Genomic DNA, 17,767 nt, shown 5'->3' on the forward strand with positions numbered 1-17,767 from the left:
AAATAATATAGGTTAGCATCTATAAAAAAAATCGGTAACCAGTGAAAATTCACCGGTTACCGATCACTTAAATACCGATCACTACACATCGGTGTACTCAGAAACCGATCACCTAATCCGTTTTGAGCTCAAAGAAATTACCATTCACACCTTTAACGCCCGGAACTGTGGCGTAAACTGCACCTGCTCTTGAATATTTTGCTTTTTCATCGTCACTCATGCCTATACTGGCGGTGGTGATTAGCAGAGTATCGAGGTTTGGCCCTCCGAAAGCGCAGGAGGTAACGTTTTTGGCGGGAACAGTTACCTTGTTTAATAATTTTCCATTATCCGGGTCATAGCGGACCACACTGGAACCACCCCAAAGAGCTATCCAGAGCTTGCCTTCGCTATCGATCGTCATACCATCAGGAAAAGCATTTTCGTCTTCAATTTTGACAACCACCCTTCCATTTTCAATGGCTCCGGTTTCGTTATTATAGTCAAATGCTTTCACTGCCTGCGTGGGAGTATCGATATAATACATGGTTTTCTTATCAGCCGACCAGCATATACCGTTGGAAATAGAAATGCTATCCAACTGCTGTGTGATCGTGCTGTCACCATTAAAACTATATAGAGCGGCGGCGTTAGGCTTAGTATCAAGGGCCATAGAGCCAACCCAGAACCTGCCGGCAGGATCACATTTACCATCATTGAACCGTATTACCTCGGGGTCAAATGGCGACTTCTCCATAAGCTGTAGCTCTTCTGTCTCCAGGTTGAGCGAGTATATACCATTTTGCAAGGCTACCAATACAATTCCTTCTTGAGTTGAAGGCACTACCGTACCTACCCTTTGCCCTACTTCGATGGTTCTCATCTGTTCGGTCAGAGGGTCGAAAGTAAATACTTTCCCTTTTTCGATATCTATCCAGTAGTATTCCCTCGATTTGTGGTTCCATATAGCCCCTTCGCCCAGATCGGCAATGGTGTCTACATACAGAAATGCTGACTCTACTGCTACGCTATCTTCTTTCTCAGCTATAACCTCATTCTCTTTCATGCTCTCTTGCTGGTTTTTGCAGCCAATGAGTGCAAAAAGAGCCAGGACGGTAATTGTGATCTTTTTCATTAGTTCTCCTGTCCTGTTTTATATTCCACACTCACTACCTGGTCCTTCACTATAAATTCAAATGTTCCCGGCTCAGTCACTTTCTTGCCTTGTGCATTGATGAAAGCAAGCTCTTCGGGAGATACGGTAAAAGAGACTTGCTTCGATGCTCCGGCAGCAAGTTCTATCTTTTCGAATTTTCGAAGTCGCTTAAAGTTCGGAGTTATCGAAGCAAACAGGTCCCTGGAATAGAGTTCAACCGTTACTTTTCCTGCTCTTTTACCTGTGTTTTTAACAGTTACAGTGAGATTAAGTTTTTCCCCTGCGCTAAAAGTTGCTTTGTCAGCCTTTAAATTGCTAAACTCAAAAGTAGTATAACTCAAACCATGGCCGAATGCCCACTGCGGACGATAAGCTCCATTGGTGTAGGTATTGGGTTCATCTTCACGGATACCTTCAGTGTATTTATGATCATACTTGATCAGGTCTCCGGTATGTTTAGGATATGTATAAGGAAGTATACCGTTAGGATTATATTCTCCGGTAAGTACTTCGGCTATGGCCTGAGCGCCCATGGTTGAAGGCCTGTAAGCCAATAATATACCCGGTATGTCATTTTCGATAGAGGAGATCACTCGGGGACGACCTTCCACAAGCACGAGAATAACAGGTTTTCCGGTTGCCATAGCAGCCGAAGCCAAAGCAAGCTGCTTGCTGTCAAGCGTGAGGTCGTCGATGTTGCCGGGAGTTTCTGCATAAGCATCTTCACCCAGGCAAAGTACAATGTAATCGACACTCGCAGCATCTTTTTTCAATTGCCCTGCATCAAAATTAGCAGCATGGTTATAATCTCTTTGGGCAGCGCTGATCACATTGCCTTTGCCCAGTTTAGCCTCCAGACCTTCTTTTATGGTCAAAGTAGACTTGGGATACTGGCGGTCGTCGTTACCCTGCCATACATATGACCACGAGCTGTGGAGTGAAGTAAGATTGTTGGCGGCTGGTCCCGCTACCAGTACTTTAGCGCCTTTCTTAAGCGGTAGTACTGATTTTTCATTTTTTAGCAGGGTAATGGTTTCCCTTGCAGCATTCAGGGCCACTTCCTGAGATTTTTTAGGATCAACTTTTGCCAAAGCGGCCTTTTCGGGGAATGGATTGTCGAAAAGTCCCAGCTTGTATTTTAACTTGATTATCCTGCGTACAGATTCGTCGATGCGACTTTCAGAAATAGCACCTTCTTTTACAAGCTCAAGTAATAAGTCATAAAAAGAGTAGTCGTAAGGTACCATGCTCATGTCCAGACCGGCTTCTACGGCAAGTCTCACAGCCTCTTTAGGTGTGTCGGCCACTTTGTGCCTGGTGTGCAGGCGGATTACATCCTCCCAGTCCGAAACAGCTACGCCTTCAAAGCCTAACTCTCCTCGAAGGAGGTCTGTTAAAAGATACTTGCTGGCATGAACAGGCACACCGTTGATTTCCCCTGAGTTGATCATTACGGTAGACGTTCCTGCATCAACGGCACTTTTGAAAGGAGGCAACAAATATTCTCTGAGGGTATATTCCGGTATGTAAGCCGGGGTACGGTCTTTTCCGCTGGCAGGGATAGAGTAACCCAGGTAGTGCTTCATACACGATGCCACAGCCGTAGGGCTTTTGAGGCCGTCTTCTTCATAACCTTTGATGGCGGCAGTACCCATTGCTGTTACCAGGTGTACATCTTCCCCAAAGGTTTCTTCAAATCTTGACCATAACGGCTGCCTTCCCAGACCAAGCACCGGGTCGAAATTCCAGCGGATACCGCTGGCGCGGGTTTCGGTGGCTGTTAATTTTGCTGACTGCCTCACCAACTCAGGATTACGGCTTGCGGCCATCCCTATGTTATGAGGGTACAGGGTTGAACCTTCGATATAATTAGCTCCGTGAATGGCATCAATACCATATAGCACGGGAATTTTATTAGGTGTTTCTTTTGTGGCCACCTCCTGAATACGCTTTTGTATCTTGTGCCATGTATCCATGGTGTAGGCACTGCCTTTAACATTAAGTATAGAGCCCACTTTTTTATTAAGTATGGCCTCTTTAAGTTTTTTCTCATCGATAGCGTCCAGTGAGTTGTCATCAAGAATAAGATCAATAGTCACCTGCGTCATCTGTCCTACTTTTTCCTCGATAGACATTTTTGAAAGCAAAGCCTCCACTTTTTGGTCTACATCCTTCTCGCTGGTTTTTTGAGCATGGGCTATACCGCAACCCAGACCTGCAATAAGCAGAAGTCCATGTTGCATGACCCTTCTAAAGCTGTTTCTGAAATTCATATGTGTTTTTAAATTTTTAAACGAAATATGGGAACTGTAAAACTTGAAAATTAGAGGCAATATTAACCTTGGTAAATACATCAATTGAAGGTGGTAATTGTTTCATGCAATTGACTTTACGCATATTAATATGGTAATTCATATCCATGTTTAAAAGTCAACTGATCATAATCCTTCTGTTTTTTTCTTTCTACTGCCGTGGACAGGAAAATGATGTCCGGTTCTATCCCGTATCCAAGGGGCTCTCGCAGCACTCCATTACCTCCCTTTTGCAAGATAGTAAAGGATTTCTCTGGATAGGTACACGCCACGGACTGAACAGGTACGACGGGCAGGACTACCTGACTTATGAACACATCAACGGAGATACTACTTTGATCAGCAACAGTACGGTACAGTGCCTTGCAGAAGATAAACATGGCAACATTTGGATAGGCACGTATGGAGGGGGATTGAACTATTACAATTATGATGAAGATCGCTTTTATGTTTACCGGAATATTAAAAACAACCCCAATACGCTAAGTGATGATTTTATAACAGCCGTTTTCGAAGATTTTAATGGCAACATTTGGGTAGGCACCGAAAAGGGTGGTTTGAACCTGCTAAACAAGGAAAGCGGTACCTTTACACGCTTTATGTCCAATGAGGCAGACCCATATAGCATCTCTTCCAACAACATCACATCCATCAATCAGGATCGGAACGGCAACCTCTGGGTGGGTACATACGGAGGTGGTATCAACCTTTTTGATGTAAACAAGAAAAATTTTATTGCTTTTAAAGCAGGGTCACGTGAGTCATTTGCCAGCAATGTGGTCAGGTATATTTACAAAACGTCTAAAGGCTCGCTGCTGGTAGGCACGCATCAAGGGCTTAAACGGCTGGTGTACACCAACGGGCGCTATATTTTTAAAGATGTGCTGACAAATCACACCCTATCCAAAGCCCTTTCTAAAGTACGGGTACTAACTATTTGCGAAGACCAGGAAGCCCGAATCTGGGTAGGCACAGAAAACGAAGGACTTTTCATGGTAGATCAGGCCAGGGGCACAGCAAAACACTTTTTCCATACCCCTGAAAACCATTATGGGGTCAACAGTAATTCCATCTGGTCATTAAGCACCGGGCGGCATGGCACCGTCTGGATCGGAACTTATAATCAGGGGCTGTACAAAATGGATCCATACGAGGAGAAATTCGATGGCCTTTATCAAAGCGGTATACCCAGCCATACCTTGAGCCATAACGTGATTAGCTCATTTGCAGAAGACAGCCTGGGCAATTTATGGGTGGGAACTGATGGCGGTGGCTTGAATTATTTTGACCGCAGAACGGGTAAATTTAAAAGGTATAAACAAATACCCGGTGATAGCAGCAGCTTATCCAACGATGCCGTGGTAAGTGTACTTATCGACAGAAAAAACAACCTGTGGGTAGCAACCTGGGAAAGTGGCATCTCAATACTCCCGGAGGGTAAAGCCGCATTCAAACACCTTATCCACCGACCTGATAATAATAACTCCCTCTCCGGGAATGATATTTACAAACTATTCGAAGATAACAAAGGCAGGGTCTGGATAGCTGCTTTCCGCGACGGACTGGATATTTATGATCCTGAAAAGCAAAAATTCTATCATATCAATGAAGAGACCACGCCGGGACTTAGTGGAAATAAAGTAAGGTCAATCCTACAAGACTACGAAGGCAATATGTGGATAGGCACCGAAGGTGCCGGACTCAACCGGATCAGGGTAGATGATGAGTTGAATGTAACTGACAAGCATTTCTATTGTCATGGTGATGCCAACAACTCCGGGCTGAATAACAACACCATCACTTACCTCTTTGAGGATTCTGACAGTGTGCTATGGGTAGGAACGGAGGGCGGAGGCATATACCACTACGATCGGGAGGCAGACCGGTTTCTGGTTATAGAGGGCAGCCAGCGCCTGCAAAACAATGTGGTCTATGGCATATTGGAAGACGACAGTAGAAATATCTGGATAAGCACCAACAATGGCCTGGCCAGCTATTCCAAAGAAGACGGTAATATTAAAATCTATAACGAGTCCGATGGCTTGCAATCATCCGAGTTCTACAAATCGGCCTGCCTGAAAACCCGCGACGGCCACCTGGTATTTGGAGGAATAAAAGGCTTCAATATGTTTAATCCGGAAAATGTGAAGAAAAACCCCAATGCACCTCCGGTTTATATTACCAAGTTCCTGCTTTCTGATGAAGTAGTAAAAACGGCCCCTAACTCACTACTGGCCCAAAATATCGTCAATACCCAAAAAATTCAGCTTGACTATGATCAGAATGATTTCAGCTTTGAATTTGCAGCTCTTAATTTTTCGCAGTCGGCCAAAAACGAATATGCTTATAAGCTCGAAAACTATGACGAAGACTGGCAAAAGGCTGGTACCCGCAAAGAGGCCTACTATACCAATGTACCTCCGGGGACTTATACTTTTAAAGTAAGGGGTTCTAACAACGATGGTATCTGGAGCGAAGAGGAAGCCTCCATCATTGTTGACATCAGCAAGCCGTGGTACAGCACATATTGGGCTTATGGAGCCTATGCATTGATCATCCTGGCTATGCTGCTTTGGGCCCGCCATAATATTATCTATAAAGAACGGTTGCAGGCTCAGCTTCAGTTGGAGCATCTGGAACTCACCAAAATGCAGGAGCTTGACCAGTTGAAATCACGATTCTTTGCCAATATTTCTCATGAATTCCGTACACCGCTGACCCTGATCCTTAGCCCTTTGAAGTCACTCTACCTTGATGAAACCAAGAATGAGTACAAAAAGCAAATGCGGATGATGATCCGTAATGCAGAGCGGCTACTCAGGCTGATCAACCAAATACTGGATCTTTCAAAGCTGGAATCCGGTAGTGTGAAGCTCAAAGCCAGTGAACAGGACCTGGTTAAATTTTTAAAGCCTATAGCCTTTTCGTTTGCCACGTATGCGGACAAGCAGTTCATTACCTATAAAACCAACCTGCCAAAAGAGCCGATATACATGTATTTTGAGCAGGACAAACTTGAAAAGGTATTTACCAACCTGCTTTCGAATGCCATCAAATATACACCGGAGTTTGGAGAGGTCTGCCTGACCGTACAGCAAAAAGACAATATGGTGGAGATCATCATTGCTGACTCAGGTATCGGCATACCTCAAGACCAGGTTTCTTATATTTTCAACCGGTTTTACAGGGCCCAACATCATGTAAACCTGAAAGGTACCGGCATAGGCCTGGCGCTGACCAGGGAGCTGGTGGAGTTGCACAAAGGCAAGATCGAGGTTAGCAGTGTAGAAGGGCGAGGCACAACATTTAAGGTGCAGTTTCCTCTGGGAAGTAAACACCTGGAGCCCTCTGAGATCTCCGAAGATCGCATAATCCACCATGCCAACACTGATAATTATGAGCATGATGAGTTATTGATTGACAAGAATCCGGAACCGGCTGCATCTGTGGAAAGCATCAAGGCTGAAAACGACCTGCCGCTTGTACTCATAGCCGAAGACAATGCAGACATGCTATCATTTATCAGCAGCTATCTGGAAAGTGAATACCGGATACTGGAGTGTACCAATGGAAAGGAAGCCCTGGAGCTGGCACTGGAGCAAATTCCTGATATCGTTATCTCCGATATTATGATGCCCGGAATGGATGGCTACAAGCTTTGCTCCCGATTAAAAAGTGATGAAAAAACCAGCCATATCCCGGTAATATTACTTACAGCCAAAGCTTCCAATGAAAGCGTAGAACAGGGGTTTGAGCTAGGCGCCAATTATTATGTGACTAAGCCTTTTAATCCAAAATTGCTTGCTCTGCGCATAAAGAATATCCTTAAGAGCCGCAAAATGTTCAAGGATCAGGTACTTAATAACAAAACCATTAACCTGGAACCCAAGCATGTGGTTATCTCTACGGCAGATGAAAGCTTCATCAAAAAAGCTGTAGGCTTTGTGGAGGACAACATGGACAACTCCGAGCTGCAGGTGGAGGACCTCTGCTCACATTTGGGCATGAGCAAAATTCAGCTTTACAGGAAGCTAAAAGGCTTAATCGGCCAGTCTGCCAATGAGTTTATTCGTACCATCCGACTTAAAAGGGCAGCCCAGCTTCTGAAGCAACAAAACCTGACCATAGCCGAGGTCACCTATCAGGTAGGTTTTAACGACCTCTCTTATTTCAGGCAATGTTTCAAAAAGCAGTACGGAGTCAATCCATCGGAGTTTGCACAGCAGAGCAATACATGACAAAATCTTTCCGAGACTATTCGTAGGCTACCGATGGGATTACTAATCGATAGTGATAACGAATGTCCGGGAAGTGGTAATCGGAGGGTAAAACTTTATAATTACTATTCTTTTTCTAAATTGCCGGATATGAAAAAGCAAATCCTTATCCTTTTATTAATGGTACTTTCGCTTTCATGTACAGATGAACGGAATACACAGCAGCAAGCAGAGAATTTAGAAGAAACCCCAGAGGTTTTAAATGAGAATATGACCGATATCAGTTTGTCATATGGCAAGCGACGAGGGAAAGATATTATACAGCAGCTTTTTGATGAGGCACTCAGTAAAGATGAAAAACTAAGGTCGATAAATTCAAGAATTGCTGAAATCGACGAAATTAAAGCTGATAGTCTCAAAAGTTTTAATAAATATATTCGAAACAATCAGAATTATTGGGGCTCCTTAAAACAATATGCAGATCAGCTAAATGATACAACATTACAGGCTGAAGTGAAAAATTTCATAGAAGCTTTAGAGAGCAAATATGATAAAAAGACATCACCACTTGACTCAGTGGCTAAGCTGCTCGATGCGCGGGAAAAATCCTTGCGAGATCAGGAAATCTTAATGAAGATAGTAGTAACAGCACCTATGATGAAAACTTATCAGCAGAATGAGTTTCCTGACATAAACACTATGACATCAGTTCAAAAAAGCATGGATACGCTGATCAATGATCTGAAGCCCTATACTCAAATTAAAGAATAGCACATCTTCCCTTAGCAAGAAAATTTTAAGCGCCTATTCGTAGTCTACCGAAGGGACTACGAATTAATAATGAGAACGAGTGTCTGTGACACGGTAATTGGAAAACGAAACTTCATAATTACCATTCTTTTTCTAAATTGACGCCCATGTCAGGAGGGTATAAAATAAGGAATCAGTCTGGAATTCACTTTCTAACCTTTTCAGTGGTCGAATGGGTTGATGTATTTATTCGGGAACAGTATTGTCAGATAGTTGTCGACAGCTTGAACTACTGTATCAGGGAAAAGGGCCTCGTTGTATATTCATGGGTTATCATGAGTAACCATTTACATGTAATAGTGGCATCCCAAACGGATTGTCTGTCAGATACTTTACGCGATTTTAAAAAGTTTACCTCCAGGGAAATTTTAAAGGCTATTGATGGATCAGGGCAAGAGAGCAGAAAAAACTGGATGCTCTGGATATTTAAAGCTGTAGGAGCCAGAAACAAACGAAATAAAACCTATCAATTTTGGCAACAGGATAACCATCCGATAGAGCTAGATTATAATTCTATTAAAGATCAGAAATTAGATTACATCCACCTGAATCCGGTAAAGGCTGGCTTTGTGGATGAGCCGGAGCACTACCGTTGGTCCAGTGCCAGGGATTATGCCGGCTTGCCAGGATTGGTGAAAGTGGATTTCTTGTAATTAAAGTACTGCAAATTAAGCCGTGCCACAGACACTCATTTTCATTTTAAATCCTTAGTCACCCTTCGGCAGACTAAGGATAAACAAGGGAAACCAATAGCAATAATTTTCACCCTGCCGCAGACTAAGCATAAACCGCGTAGAATTACCTGGATACTCATCGTTTTGCCTACTCGCGATACTTTAGACCTAATAACAAAGTGCAATAAATAAAATATTCTGTTCGATTGTGTAAGATGCTGTTATTCAGGGGTTCAGGAAACGTTTGCAATAAATACCCATCTTAAAAGAAAGGTTTATCCCCGCAACATTTGCCCTTAGACGATGATATTGACCTAAACTAAAAACAATCATCGCTTATGAAGAACCTTAACCCCCTTAAAGTGATTATCCTGTTGGTTTGCCTGTGGGCACCAATAGTCCTTTACGGACAGGATAGACAGGTGTCCGGAAGAGTTCTGGACGCAGAATCAAACAGCGCCTTACCAGGCGTAAGTATTATTGTAAAGGGTACATCCACTGGTACCACTACAGACATAGAAGGTAACTATAGTCTGCAGGTGCCCGAAGGTAGCAGTACCCTTATTTTTTCATTTATTGGTTATGCCACGGAAGAGGTTAACATTCAAAACCGTTCCGTAGTGGATGTTAACCTTTCCACTGATGTAACTGCTCTGTCAGAAGTGGTAGTAATTGGTTATGGTGAGCAACAAAAAAGCTTACTGACCGGTGCCATATCCAGTATTGAGGCAGAGCAAATCACCAATACCTCAACACTTAGAGTAGAGCAGGCCCTTCAGGGTCGAACTGCCGGTGTTAACGTACTGGCTAACTCCGGCTCACCCGGTAGTGGCCTGAAGGTACGTATCAGAGGTACCGGCTCTAATGGAGATGCTGGTCCGCTTTATATAGTAGATGGTATCAGGACCGGTGGCATAGAGTACCTCGACCCCAGCGAGATAGCCTCAATAGAGGTGCTGAAAGATGCGGCTTCGGCAGCTATCTACGGTGCTGAAGGTGCCAATGGTGTAGTCCTGATCTCTACCAAAACCGGTAAAGCAGGAAAGCCACAAATTAACTATAACTTTCAGTATGGTATCCAGACGGTCGGCGACCGCATGGACATGATGAATGCTCAGCAGTATGCAGAGTATCTTAACGAAGCGGGTGCTTCCGGAACTTTACCTGACCCTGCCGACTATCAGGGTGTAGAAGGAACGGACTGGCTGGATGAGCTGTTCGAAAGTGCACCCCTCCAAAAACATAGCCTTAACCTTAGTGGAGGCTCAGAAAACTCAACTTACCTGGTAGGTGGGAGCTTCTATACACAAGATGGTGTTGCCGGTGGTGACAAAGCGCAGTTTGACAGGTATACAGCCCGTTTAAACTCAGACCACCAGATCAAAGACTGGCTGAAGATCGGTAACAGGCTCTCTTATTCTCACTTCAAAAGAAGTACGATTGCCGAGGATGATGAATTTGGCTCAGTAGTAGGTAATGCCATACTCATGGATCCCACGACCCCGGTAATTTATACCAATGGGCTACCAGCACATGCGCAGGCTGCATTGGATGCCGGGGAAACGCTTACACAAGATGATGATGGCAATTACTATGGTATTTCAAGGTTTGTACAGGGAGAGATCGGCAATCCATTGGCCATGATCCAAAATACCCGGGGAGAAATAGTACAGGACAAAGTAGTGGGTAACATCTATGCTGAACTGACTCCTATTAAGCATATTAAATTTACCTCTCGTTTTGGTATTGATGCGGCTTTTCAGCTTAACCATGAATGGTTCCCTACTTATTATTTCTCTAACGAGAGAAAAAACAACACGCCAACAGTAAGGGACAACAATGAAAAGTGGTTCACCACCCAGTGGGAAAATTTTGCTACCTATACCAACAGCATTGCTGAGCATGACTTCTCTATCCTGTTAGGTACATCTGCCATTAATACCGTTTACAACAAGCTCAATGGCTCAGGCGGGCCGATGTTTGATGAAGACGATAAATTCGCATACTATGATTATATTCCTGATGAAAGCGATCTTATAGGAAGCTCCAGAGAAGACAAAAGCCTTTTATCATACTTCGGACGGGTTTCCTATACTTTCTCCGACAAATATTTGCTCAATGCCACATTCAGGTACGATGGATCTTCCCTTCTTCCTGAAGACAACCGATGGGACCTTTTCCCCTCAGTGTCTGCCGGCTGGGTAGTATCTGCTGAGAATTTCTTCCCCGAAACCTTCATCAACTTCCTGAAAGTAAGAGCAAGTTGGGGAGAAAATGGTAATCTCAGATCACTTACTCCCGGGCAGTATGCCTCTATCATTACCACCCAAGGTATACGGTACCCTACAGGTACAGGAGGCTTCTATGTAGGTGCAGAACCAGACTTCCTTCCTAACCCGGACCTGGTATGGGAAACCAGTGAGCAGGTAGACCTTGGCCTGGATTTTGGCTTGCTTGATGACCAACTGAGAATAACTGTTGATTATTACAATAAAACAACCAAAGGCCTTCTTACTGCCAGTACACCACCTCACTACATTGGTAACGATGGTGCCACTGTAAACGGGGGAGATGTAAGAAACAAAGGTTTTGAGTTTGAAGTAGCATACACCAAGTCCGCAGGCGATTTCTACTATGAGATCTCTGCTAATATGACCACCGTAGATAATGAAGTGATCTTCCTGAACCCACTCGTGCCTGACAAGATCCAGGGTGCTGGCGTAGGTACAGGTTGGACCGCATCATATTTTGAAGAAGGTTTGCCTATCTGGTATTTCAGAGGTTACAAGACTGATGGTATATTCCAGAACCAGGAACAGATCGACAACTACATCAGTGACAACAACCTGTCGGAGTACAGCCCGGCCCCGGGTGAGCCAGTAGTGGTAGACGTTAATCAGGATGGGCGAATCACTCCTGAAGATCAGACTTATATAGGCGACCCTCATCCGGACTTTTTATATGGCGGGCGTGTTAACGTAGGCTACAAAGGTTTTGACCTGACCGTGTTCGTACAAGGCTCAAAAGGCAATGACATACTCATGGGCTTCAACAGAACTGACCGCGGTACTGTGAATAAGCCTGAATTCTTTTACGAGGACCGATGGACTGGTGAAGGAAGCACCAATGACTGGTTTGCCGCCGATACTGATAACCCATACATCTACAACAGTGATTTGATGGTGTTTAACGGCTCGTATGCGCGTATAAAGCAGTTGCAATTGGGTTATACCCTGCCGGAAAACCTGCTCAACAGGCTGAAGTTCAACTCCATCCGGGTTTATGTGTCTCTGGAAGATTACTTCACATTTACCAAATATCCGGGACTTGACCCTGAAGCTGGTAGTAATGATGATAACAGCCAGGGCATAGACAGGGGAGTATATCCTATTCCTAAAAAGTTCATGACCGGATTATCACTTAGCTTCTAATTACAAACCGACGAGATTATGAAAAAGAATTATATAAAAATATGGGCAATGGGCATGTTAAGCGCGCTGACGGTTCTGGCTTCATGCTCTGACGACTATCTTGATAAGGAGATCTATGGAAGAAAGTCGACTGAAGAATTTTACAAAACTGATCAGGATGCATTCAGGGCTACCATAGCCGTTTATGACATCCTGCAATATCACTACAATACGGGCTGGTCAAGCAACTACCTGGTAAAAACACTACCTTCAGATGAGGGGACTGCCGGTGGTGGAGGTAGTGGCGACCAGCCACAATATCAAAACCTGGATGACTACACATACGACTCTCAGAATGGCGGTGTGTTGGGTACATGGAGAATGGCTTATTTTGGTATATTCAGAGCCAATAAAGTTATCAACCTGGTGGAGCCGGAGAACGATTTCAGAAAGGCTTTGATCGCTGAGGCCAAGGCGCTTCGGGCATACAACTACTTTGAACTGGTTTCTATGTTTGGCGATGTGCCTTTGTTACTTGCCGAGCCTGATCAATCAGAGTATGAGCAGGAACGTGTGGCCAGTAATATTGTTTACGATCAAATTGAGAAAGACCTGCGTGAGGCAATCGAACTATTGCCTCTGAAAAGCGAGTACAGTGCAGCGGATCAGTTCAGGGTTTCGAAAGGTACAGCCCAGGCGCTGCTTGGCAAAGCTTACCTCTATCAGCAGCAGTGGGACAGCGCCGCATATTTTCTCGATGCTGTAATTGCCTCCAACGAATATGATCTGCATGATAACTATGCCGACAACTGGACTGAAGCTGGTGAACTGGGCAAAGAGTCCGTTTTTGAAGTGCAGTTTGTAAGTTCGGTGGGCTACGATTGGGGTAACTTCCCATGGGACAATGGCAGGCTACAGGAGAGCAATATCCATATTCAGCTTATGGGTCCAAGAGGGGGTTTTTATGAACCAGCACCAGGAGACTCACTTATTGCGGGCTGGGGTTTTCTGTATCCTTCCGAAGAATTGTACGATGCCTTTGTCAATGCCGGTGATAGTGCCAGAAAAGTAAATACGCTGATGTCAGAAGCTGAACTGGTAGCTGCCGGTGGAGCATGGACAGGAGAAAACGTGTGGGATTACAATGGCTTTATCAGAAGGAAGTATGGCACCTATAGTACCCAAACAAACCCTGATGCCGTGGCTGATCTAAATTATGCTACTAACTGGAGGTTAATGCGTTATGCCGACGTACTCCTTATGGCTGCAGAGGCTTTCTACAACGCAGGCAATGAAGGTCGTGCCCTCACTGAACTCAACAAAGTGCGTGACCGGGCAGGTCTGGATGATATAGCAGCATCAGGTACGGCACTGTTCGAAGCCATAGTTACTGAGCGACAACTGGAGCTTGCCTTTGAAGGCTTCCGATTTCTCGATCTTGTGCGCTGGGGTCGTGCTTCGCAGGAACTTGGTGACCTGGGCTTCGTGGAGGGAAAACACAACCTATTTCCTATTCCATTTGATGACGTGGTCAGAGGTAATTTAGGGCAGAACGATAAGTGGTAGGGCAGGCTTACTGGCTACTTGTTCATAGGTGACTTGTGCGGGTAATTTGCCTGCCGCGTCTACGACATTGAACTAAGAAGTACTAATAGCAATGAATTGAAAAATCCCGGCTGGGGAGGCTAAATAGCCGCTTTGGCCGGGATTTTTTTAGAAAAAAGTAATAGGTTTACATCATGTGGGTATGTATGCTAAATTTCCTCTCAGCCATAGCTTAAGTTCGAGCGATTCGTCCTCAGTTAAGTAAAACAGTGCTTTTCTGTATTCTTTTCTGAAGAGCTGAGGATGAAAGCTAACTTTTCTCAGCACGATCTTATAGTATTCCAGCATTGATGTTTTCATTGCTTGTTTTTTAATTAGTTTGAAAAAATGCCCCTGGCCTTTTCGTTTAATCTATAGGCCATGAGAAACTACTATGGCCAAAGGGCTTTTTATAACCTGACAATAATTACTTGCCACATTTAAGCACACATTTCATATGGCTTAAGGCCTAATGGCAATAATGAGGTATAATGACATTGATTACACTAAAACCTTTGGAGGAGGTGGAATGACCTCCTTGATGTAGTTTCTAAAATCGACATTAAGAAATAAAGTACTATGTAGTGGCTTGTCTGTACACATACAGGCTACCGGAAAGGGATCAAAGCTATAGAACCAGTCTGTATGGCTCTTTTTTGAATTTTGTTCTTCTTTTTGGGTGGTTTCAGTATCGGGAATAGCCTGGTAAATGTCCCATCCTACCTCCAGTACCTGCGTAAAGAAATTATCAGCATCATCAGCTTGATGATACATGGAATCACAAACAGAGATATCTGCAACCTTGCCGGCTTCCTGTTCAGACTGATCAGGAGCAAGGCTAACATTAAAGAATGCAATAGCGAAGAACAGTGCAACCAGTTTAAACGCTATATTTCTTTGCCTGTTTATCATATTGTAATAACGTTTGCCAACCAAATGTATTTTAGCATTAGCAGGTTAATAACAAACGACCTCTGATTTCGGGTAGGGAATTTACAAATAAAATGATAAAGATGCTATATCCGGAGAAGGATTTACCCTGCATTTGTAAGATTATAAATCAATATGTTGCAATCGAGTGCCGCATGATAGGTTTAGTTAACAATGGTTAAATTAATTTAATAATTGTTTTGATTAATTAGACAATCCATAAGTTATTTATATTTTTTTATCGGGAAAAAACATCCTTATGGGGGTTACTTCCACTGTTGAGTCCCTATTTATAACCACTTTATTAACAACAAATTTTTTATCATGAAGAAAACGTTTATTCTAGGATTGTTTGCAAGTGCTTTATTTTTTTCCTGCTCCAGTGATGATGAGGAAACTCCTCTGGTTGCAGATTTTACAGCTACTGTATCGGGCGAATCTCCCAATGCAGAAATCATAATCGTTAATAACTCTACAGGAGCATCAGCCTATGAGTGGTCATTTAGTGAGGGTGCCGATATTTCGTCGTCAGAAGAGCAAGTACCAACAGTTAAGGTGGACAAAGCGGGTGATCTTACTATTTCTCTAATAGCAATCAATGGTTCTAATGAAGAGAAGACTACCAAAACAGTATCTGTTTCAGGTAATACTGCCATTACAACTTTTAATGACGTAGAATTTGGTCTTAACGCTGGTGATGCTACTTATGGTCGCCTGTTTTCTCTGGAAACCGGTGAAATTTATAAAGATAGTGAGATAAGCTCGGATAACGGTTCAAAAATAAATCTGGCATTTGGCAGCATGGCCAATACCATGTATTTCTTCGAGAGTCCAACCGACGAAGATTATAATGTACCTGGAGCAATAGCAACAAAGGTTACCAATTATGAGGAGACCCCTTCAATAACCGTTGAGGAGTTCGATGCTATGACCAATGACGGCAAATTGTCTGGTTTAACCATCGAAGAAACCAATGATAGTTTTGGGAACGGCTCTATTCCCAATACAGTTTTATTTGAAACATCAACAGGCCGAAAAGGAGTAATAAAAACCAAAGCTGTTAATAGTGACAGGCTTTTGGTTGATATTAAAGTTCAGAAATATTAATTAGGATCCAGTGGTCTTAAAAAATAAAGAGAAGTCCCATGGTTTTTGACCTGGGACTTTTTTTATTTCAATCTGGCAATATATGGGTCGTACTTGCCCCCCATCTCTTTTGAATGTTATGTTTTTTTCATTTTAGCCGCTAATTGTAGTGCAACTTCTGTTCCCTGAGCCTCCAACTGCTCAATAATCATTTTTTTTGTACCTTCATCATATTGCTCCATTTCTGTGGGCGCCTTTTCTGCGCTTTCAATAATTCCATTTTCTATAAATAGTGCCTTCAACCACTCATTTACCTGGCAATCGATAACCAGATGTACCCGGTCAGTTTTTCCACCATTTTCCACACTGTGGGTTTGGCTAAAGTCTGCAAACCAGCATTCTCCGGATTGCATGTTAAGCAGGTCGTCATTGAGCATAAATTTCACCTGGTCATTGGTGAGTATAGGAATGTGTAGCCTTACAAATCCATCCCAAAATACCAGATCGTAATCTTTATGAGGCTTTATTTCTGATCCTGGAGTCAATCGCAGGTACCTGACGGAGCTTTTCGGGGTGTTGATAGTTTCTATCACCGACCGGGTATAAGGCAAGTGTTCCAGCACCGACTCATCGGCAAACTGCCTGCTATCGGCATGGCCTGCCGACAGGCCATGGCTCTCTCCCTGAGGTGACCGTAGGGGTATGCCACTCCACTCGCCAGAGTAGTATGCCGTGTTAAAATGCCTGGTCCAGTTTTGTGTACAAACCTCTAGCTCCTGCTGAAGCCGTGCAGAATCAAACTGAAAGGGCAATTTTGCATAGCTTTTCATTGAAAATGTTGTTTAAATTTAATGACTGGCCAAACATGGCTTTTTTAAAATTAACATTTTAGCTACAAACATTTAAGCAGTACAATCATCTGTTAAATAAAAAAACTGAATGACATCGAGCAAAAATGCCATACGCACCATTGATGACTTCAACAAATGGATACCCGTTGCCTTCGATGCAGAAAAAGAAGAGGTACAATGGATATATGCTGGAGATAAAGATTTCATGGAGCCATTTTTCGAAGACGATATAAGATTGATTAGATACGAGTCTCCGAAAACCAAAAATACTTCTCTGCACGAGTTCAATGAGCTTGGCACATCAAAACCAACCGATACCATTAAGCCCGCACTATTTATCTTCCATATTTCCCGGTGCGGCTCAACCCTGATTACTCAGATGCTTGCCCAATCCGCCAAAAACATCGTTTATTCCGAGCCACCGCTGACTGATGAAATTCTGAGCTCAGACCTCAGCCATGATGTTAAGATTGAAACGCTAAGAGCAGCCATCACCCTTATGGGACAAAAAAGAAAGGCTCCACATCAATACCTTTTCATCAAATGGGACAGTTGGCACCTTGCTTATTATGAACTTATCAGGCAGGCATTTCCCGGTGTGCCTGCAATATTTCTATACAGAGAACCGGTAGAAGTACTGCAATCACATCAACGCGTTCGCGGCATGCACATGGTGCCCGGTTTACTCAAAAAGGATGTATTCCAGCTAAAAGGCATTCCTGCCCATGACCTTGATTTGTATGCAGCTAATGTACTTT

General features: G+C 43.5%; 11 protein-coding genes and 1 pseudogene. 7 read left to right on the plus strand and 5 right to left on the minus strand.

The window, feature by feature from the left end:
• Window positions 1-112: 112 nt before the first annotated feature.
• A complete protein-coding gene (locus tag E1163_RS13035; RefSeq protein ID WP_246223650.1) occupies window positions 113-1,114 on the minus strand; it encodes an SMP-30/gluconolactonase/LRE family protein in 1,002 nt (333 codons plus the stop codon).
• A complete protein-coding gene (locus E1163_RS13040) occupies window positions 1,114-3,408 on the minus strand; it encodes a glycoside hydrolase family 3 N-terminal domain-containing protein (protein WP_246223651.1) in 2,295 nt (764 codons plus the stop codon). Before E1163_RS13040 ends, E1163_RS13035 begins: the two co-directional genes overlap by 1 nt.
• A gap of 146 nt (window positions 3,409-3,554) precedes the next feature.
• Between E1163_RS13040 and E1163_RS13045 the strand changes: the two genes are divergently transcribed.
• From E1163_RS13045 to E1163_RS13065, 5 genes are all read left to right on the plus strand, one after another.
• The gene (locus tag E1163_RS13045) at window positions 3,555-7,685 is read left to right on the plus strand and encodes a two-component regulator propeller domain-containing protein (protein WP_155172441.1); all 4,131 of its coding nucleotides are present in this window, start codon (window positions 3,555-3,557) and stop codon (window positions 7,683-7,685) included.
• A gap of 129 nt (window positions 7,686-7,814) precedes the next feature.
• On the plus strand, window positions 7,815-8,435 hold the full coding sequence (locus E1163_RS13050; protein ID WP_155172444.1) for a hypothetical protein: 621 nt from the start codon (window positions 7,815-7,817) through the stop codon (window positions 8,433-8,435).
• Between the two features lie 146 nt (window positions 8,436-8,581).
• On the plus strand, window positions 8,582-9,127 hold the full coding sequence (locus E1163_RS13055; RefSeq protein WP_155172447.1) for an REP-associated tyrosine transposase: 546 nt from the start codon (window positions 8,582-8,584) through the stop codon (window positions 9,125-9,127).
• A 359-nt stretch (window positions 9,128-9,486) separates the two neighbouring features.
• Window positions 9,487-12,579 carry a SusC/RagA family TonB-linked outer membrane protein gene (locus tag E1163_RS13060; RefSeq protein ID WP_155172450.1) on the plus strand — a complete coding sequence of 1,031 codons (3,093 nt, stop codon included), beginning with the start codon at window positions 9,487-9,489 and terminating at the stop codon, window positions 12,577-12,579.
• Window positions 12,580-12,597: 18 nt separating this feature from the next.
• Window positions 12,598-14,124, plus strand: coding sequence for a RagB/SusD family nutrient uptake outer membrane protein (locus E1163_RS13065; protein ID WP_155172453.1), 1,527 nt, complete (start codon window positions 12,598-12,600; stop codon window positions 14,122-14,124).
• Between the two features lie 171 nt (window positions 14,125-14,295).
• On the opposite strand, the gene E1163_RS30570 is transcribed toward E1163_RS13065, so the two are convergent.
• Both E1163_RS30570 and E1163_RS13070 read right to left on the minus strand, forming a co-directional pair.
• A complete protein-coding gene (locus tag E1163_RS30570) occupies window positions 14,296-14,463 on the minus strand; it encodes a hypothetical protein (protein WP_185156077.1) in 168 nt (55 codons plus the stop codon).
• A 180-nt stretch (window positions 14,464-14,643) separates the two neighbouring features.
• The gene (locus E1163_RS13070) at window positions 14,644-15,054 is read right to left on the minus strand and encodes a hypothetical protein (protein WP_155172458.1); all 411 of its coding nucleotides are present in this window, start codon (window positions 15,052-15,054) and stop codon (window positions 14,644-14,646) included.
• A gap of 342 nt (window positions 15,055-15,396) precedes the next feature.
• Between E1163_RS13070 and E1163_RS13075 the strand changes: the two genes are divergently transcribed.
• Window positions 15,397-16,179 (plus strand): PKD domain-containing protein, encoded by a 783-nt coding sequence (locus tag E1163_RS13075; RefSeq protein WP_155172462.1) that lies wholly within the window; start codon window positions 15,397-15,399, stop codon window positions 16,177-16,179.
• A gap of 116 nt (window positions 16,180-16,295) precedes the next feature.
• Here E1163_RS13075 and E1163_RS13080 read toward each other — a convergent pair whose 3' ends face one another.
• Complete coding sequence (locus E1163_RS13080) at window positions 16,296-16,988, minus strand: aspartyl/asparaginyl beta-hydroxylase domain-containing protein (RefSeq protein WP_155172465.1); 693 nt, start codon at window positions 16,986-16,988, stop codon at window positions 16,296-16,298.
• A gap of 109 nt (window positions 16,989-17,097) precedes the next feature.
• Between E1163_RS13080 and E1163_RS13085 the strand changes: the two are divergent.
• Window positions 17,098-17,767 (plus strand): annotated as a pseudogene (locus E1163_RS13085) (hypothetical protein); the annotation flags it as partial.

The organism is Fulvivirga kasyanovii (assembly GCF_009711405.1).
GTDB classification, from domain to species: Bacteria; Bacteroidota; Bacteroidia; order Cytophagales; family Cyclobacteriaceae; genus Fulvivirga; species Fulvivirga kasyanovii.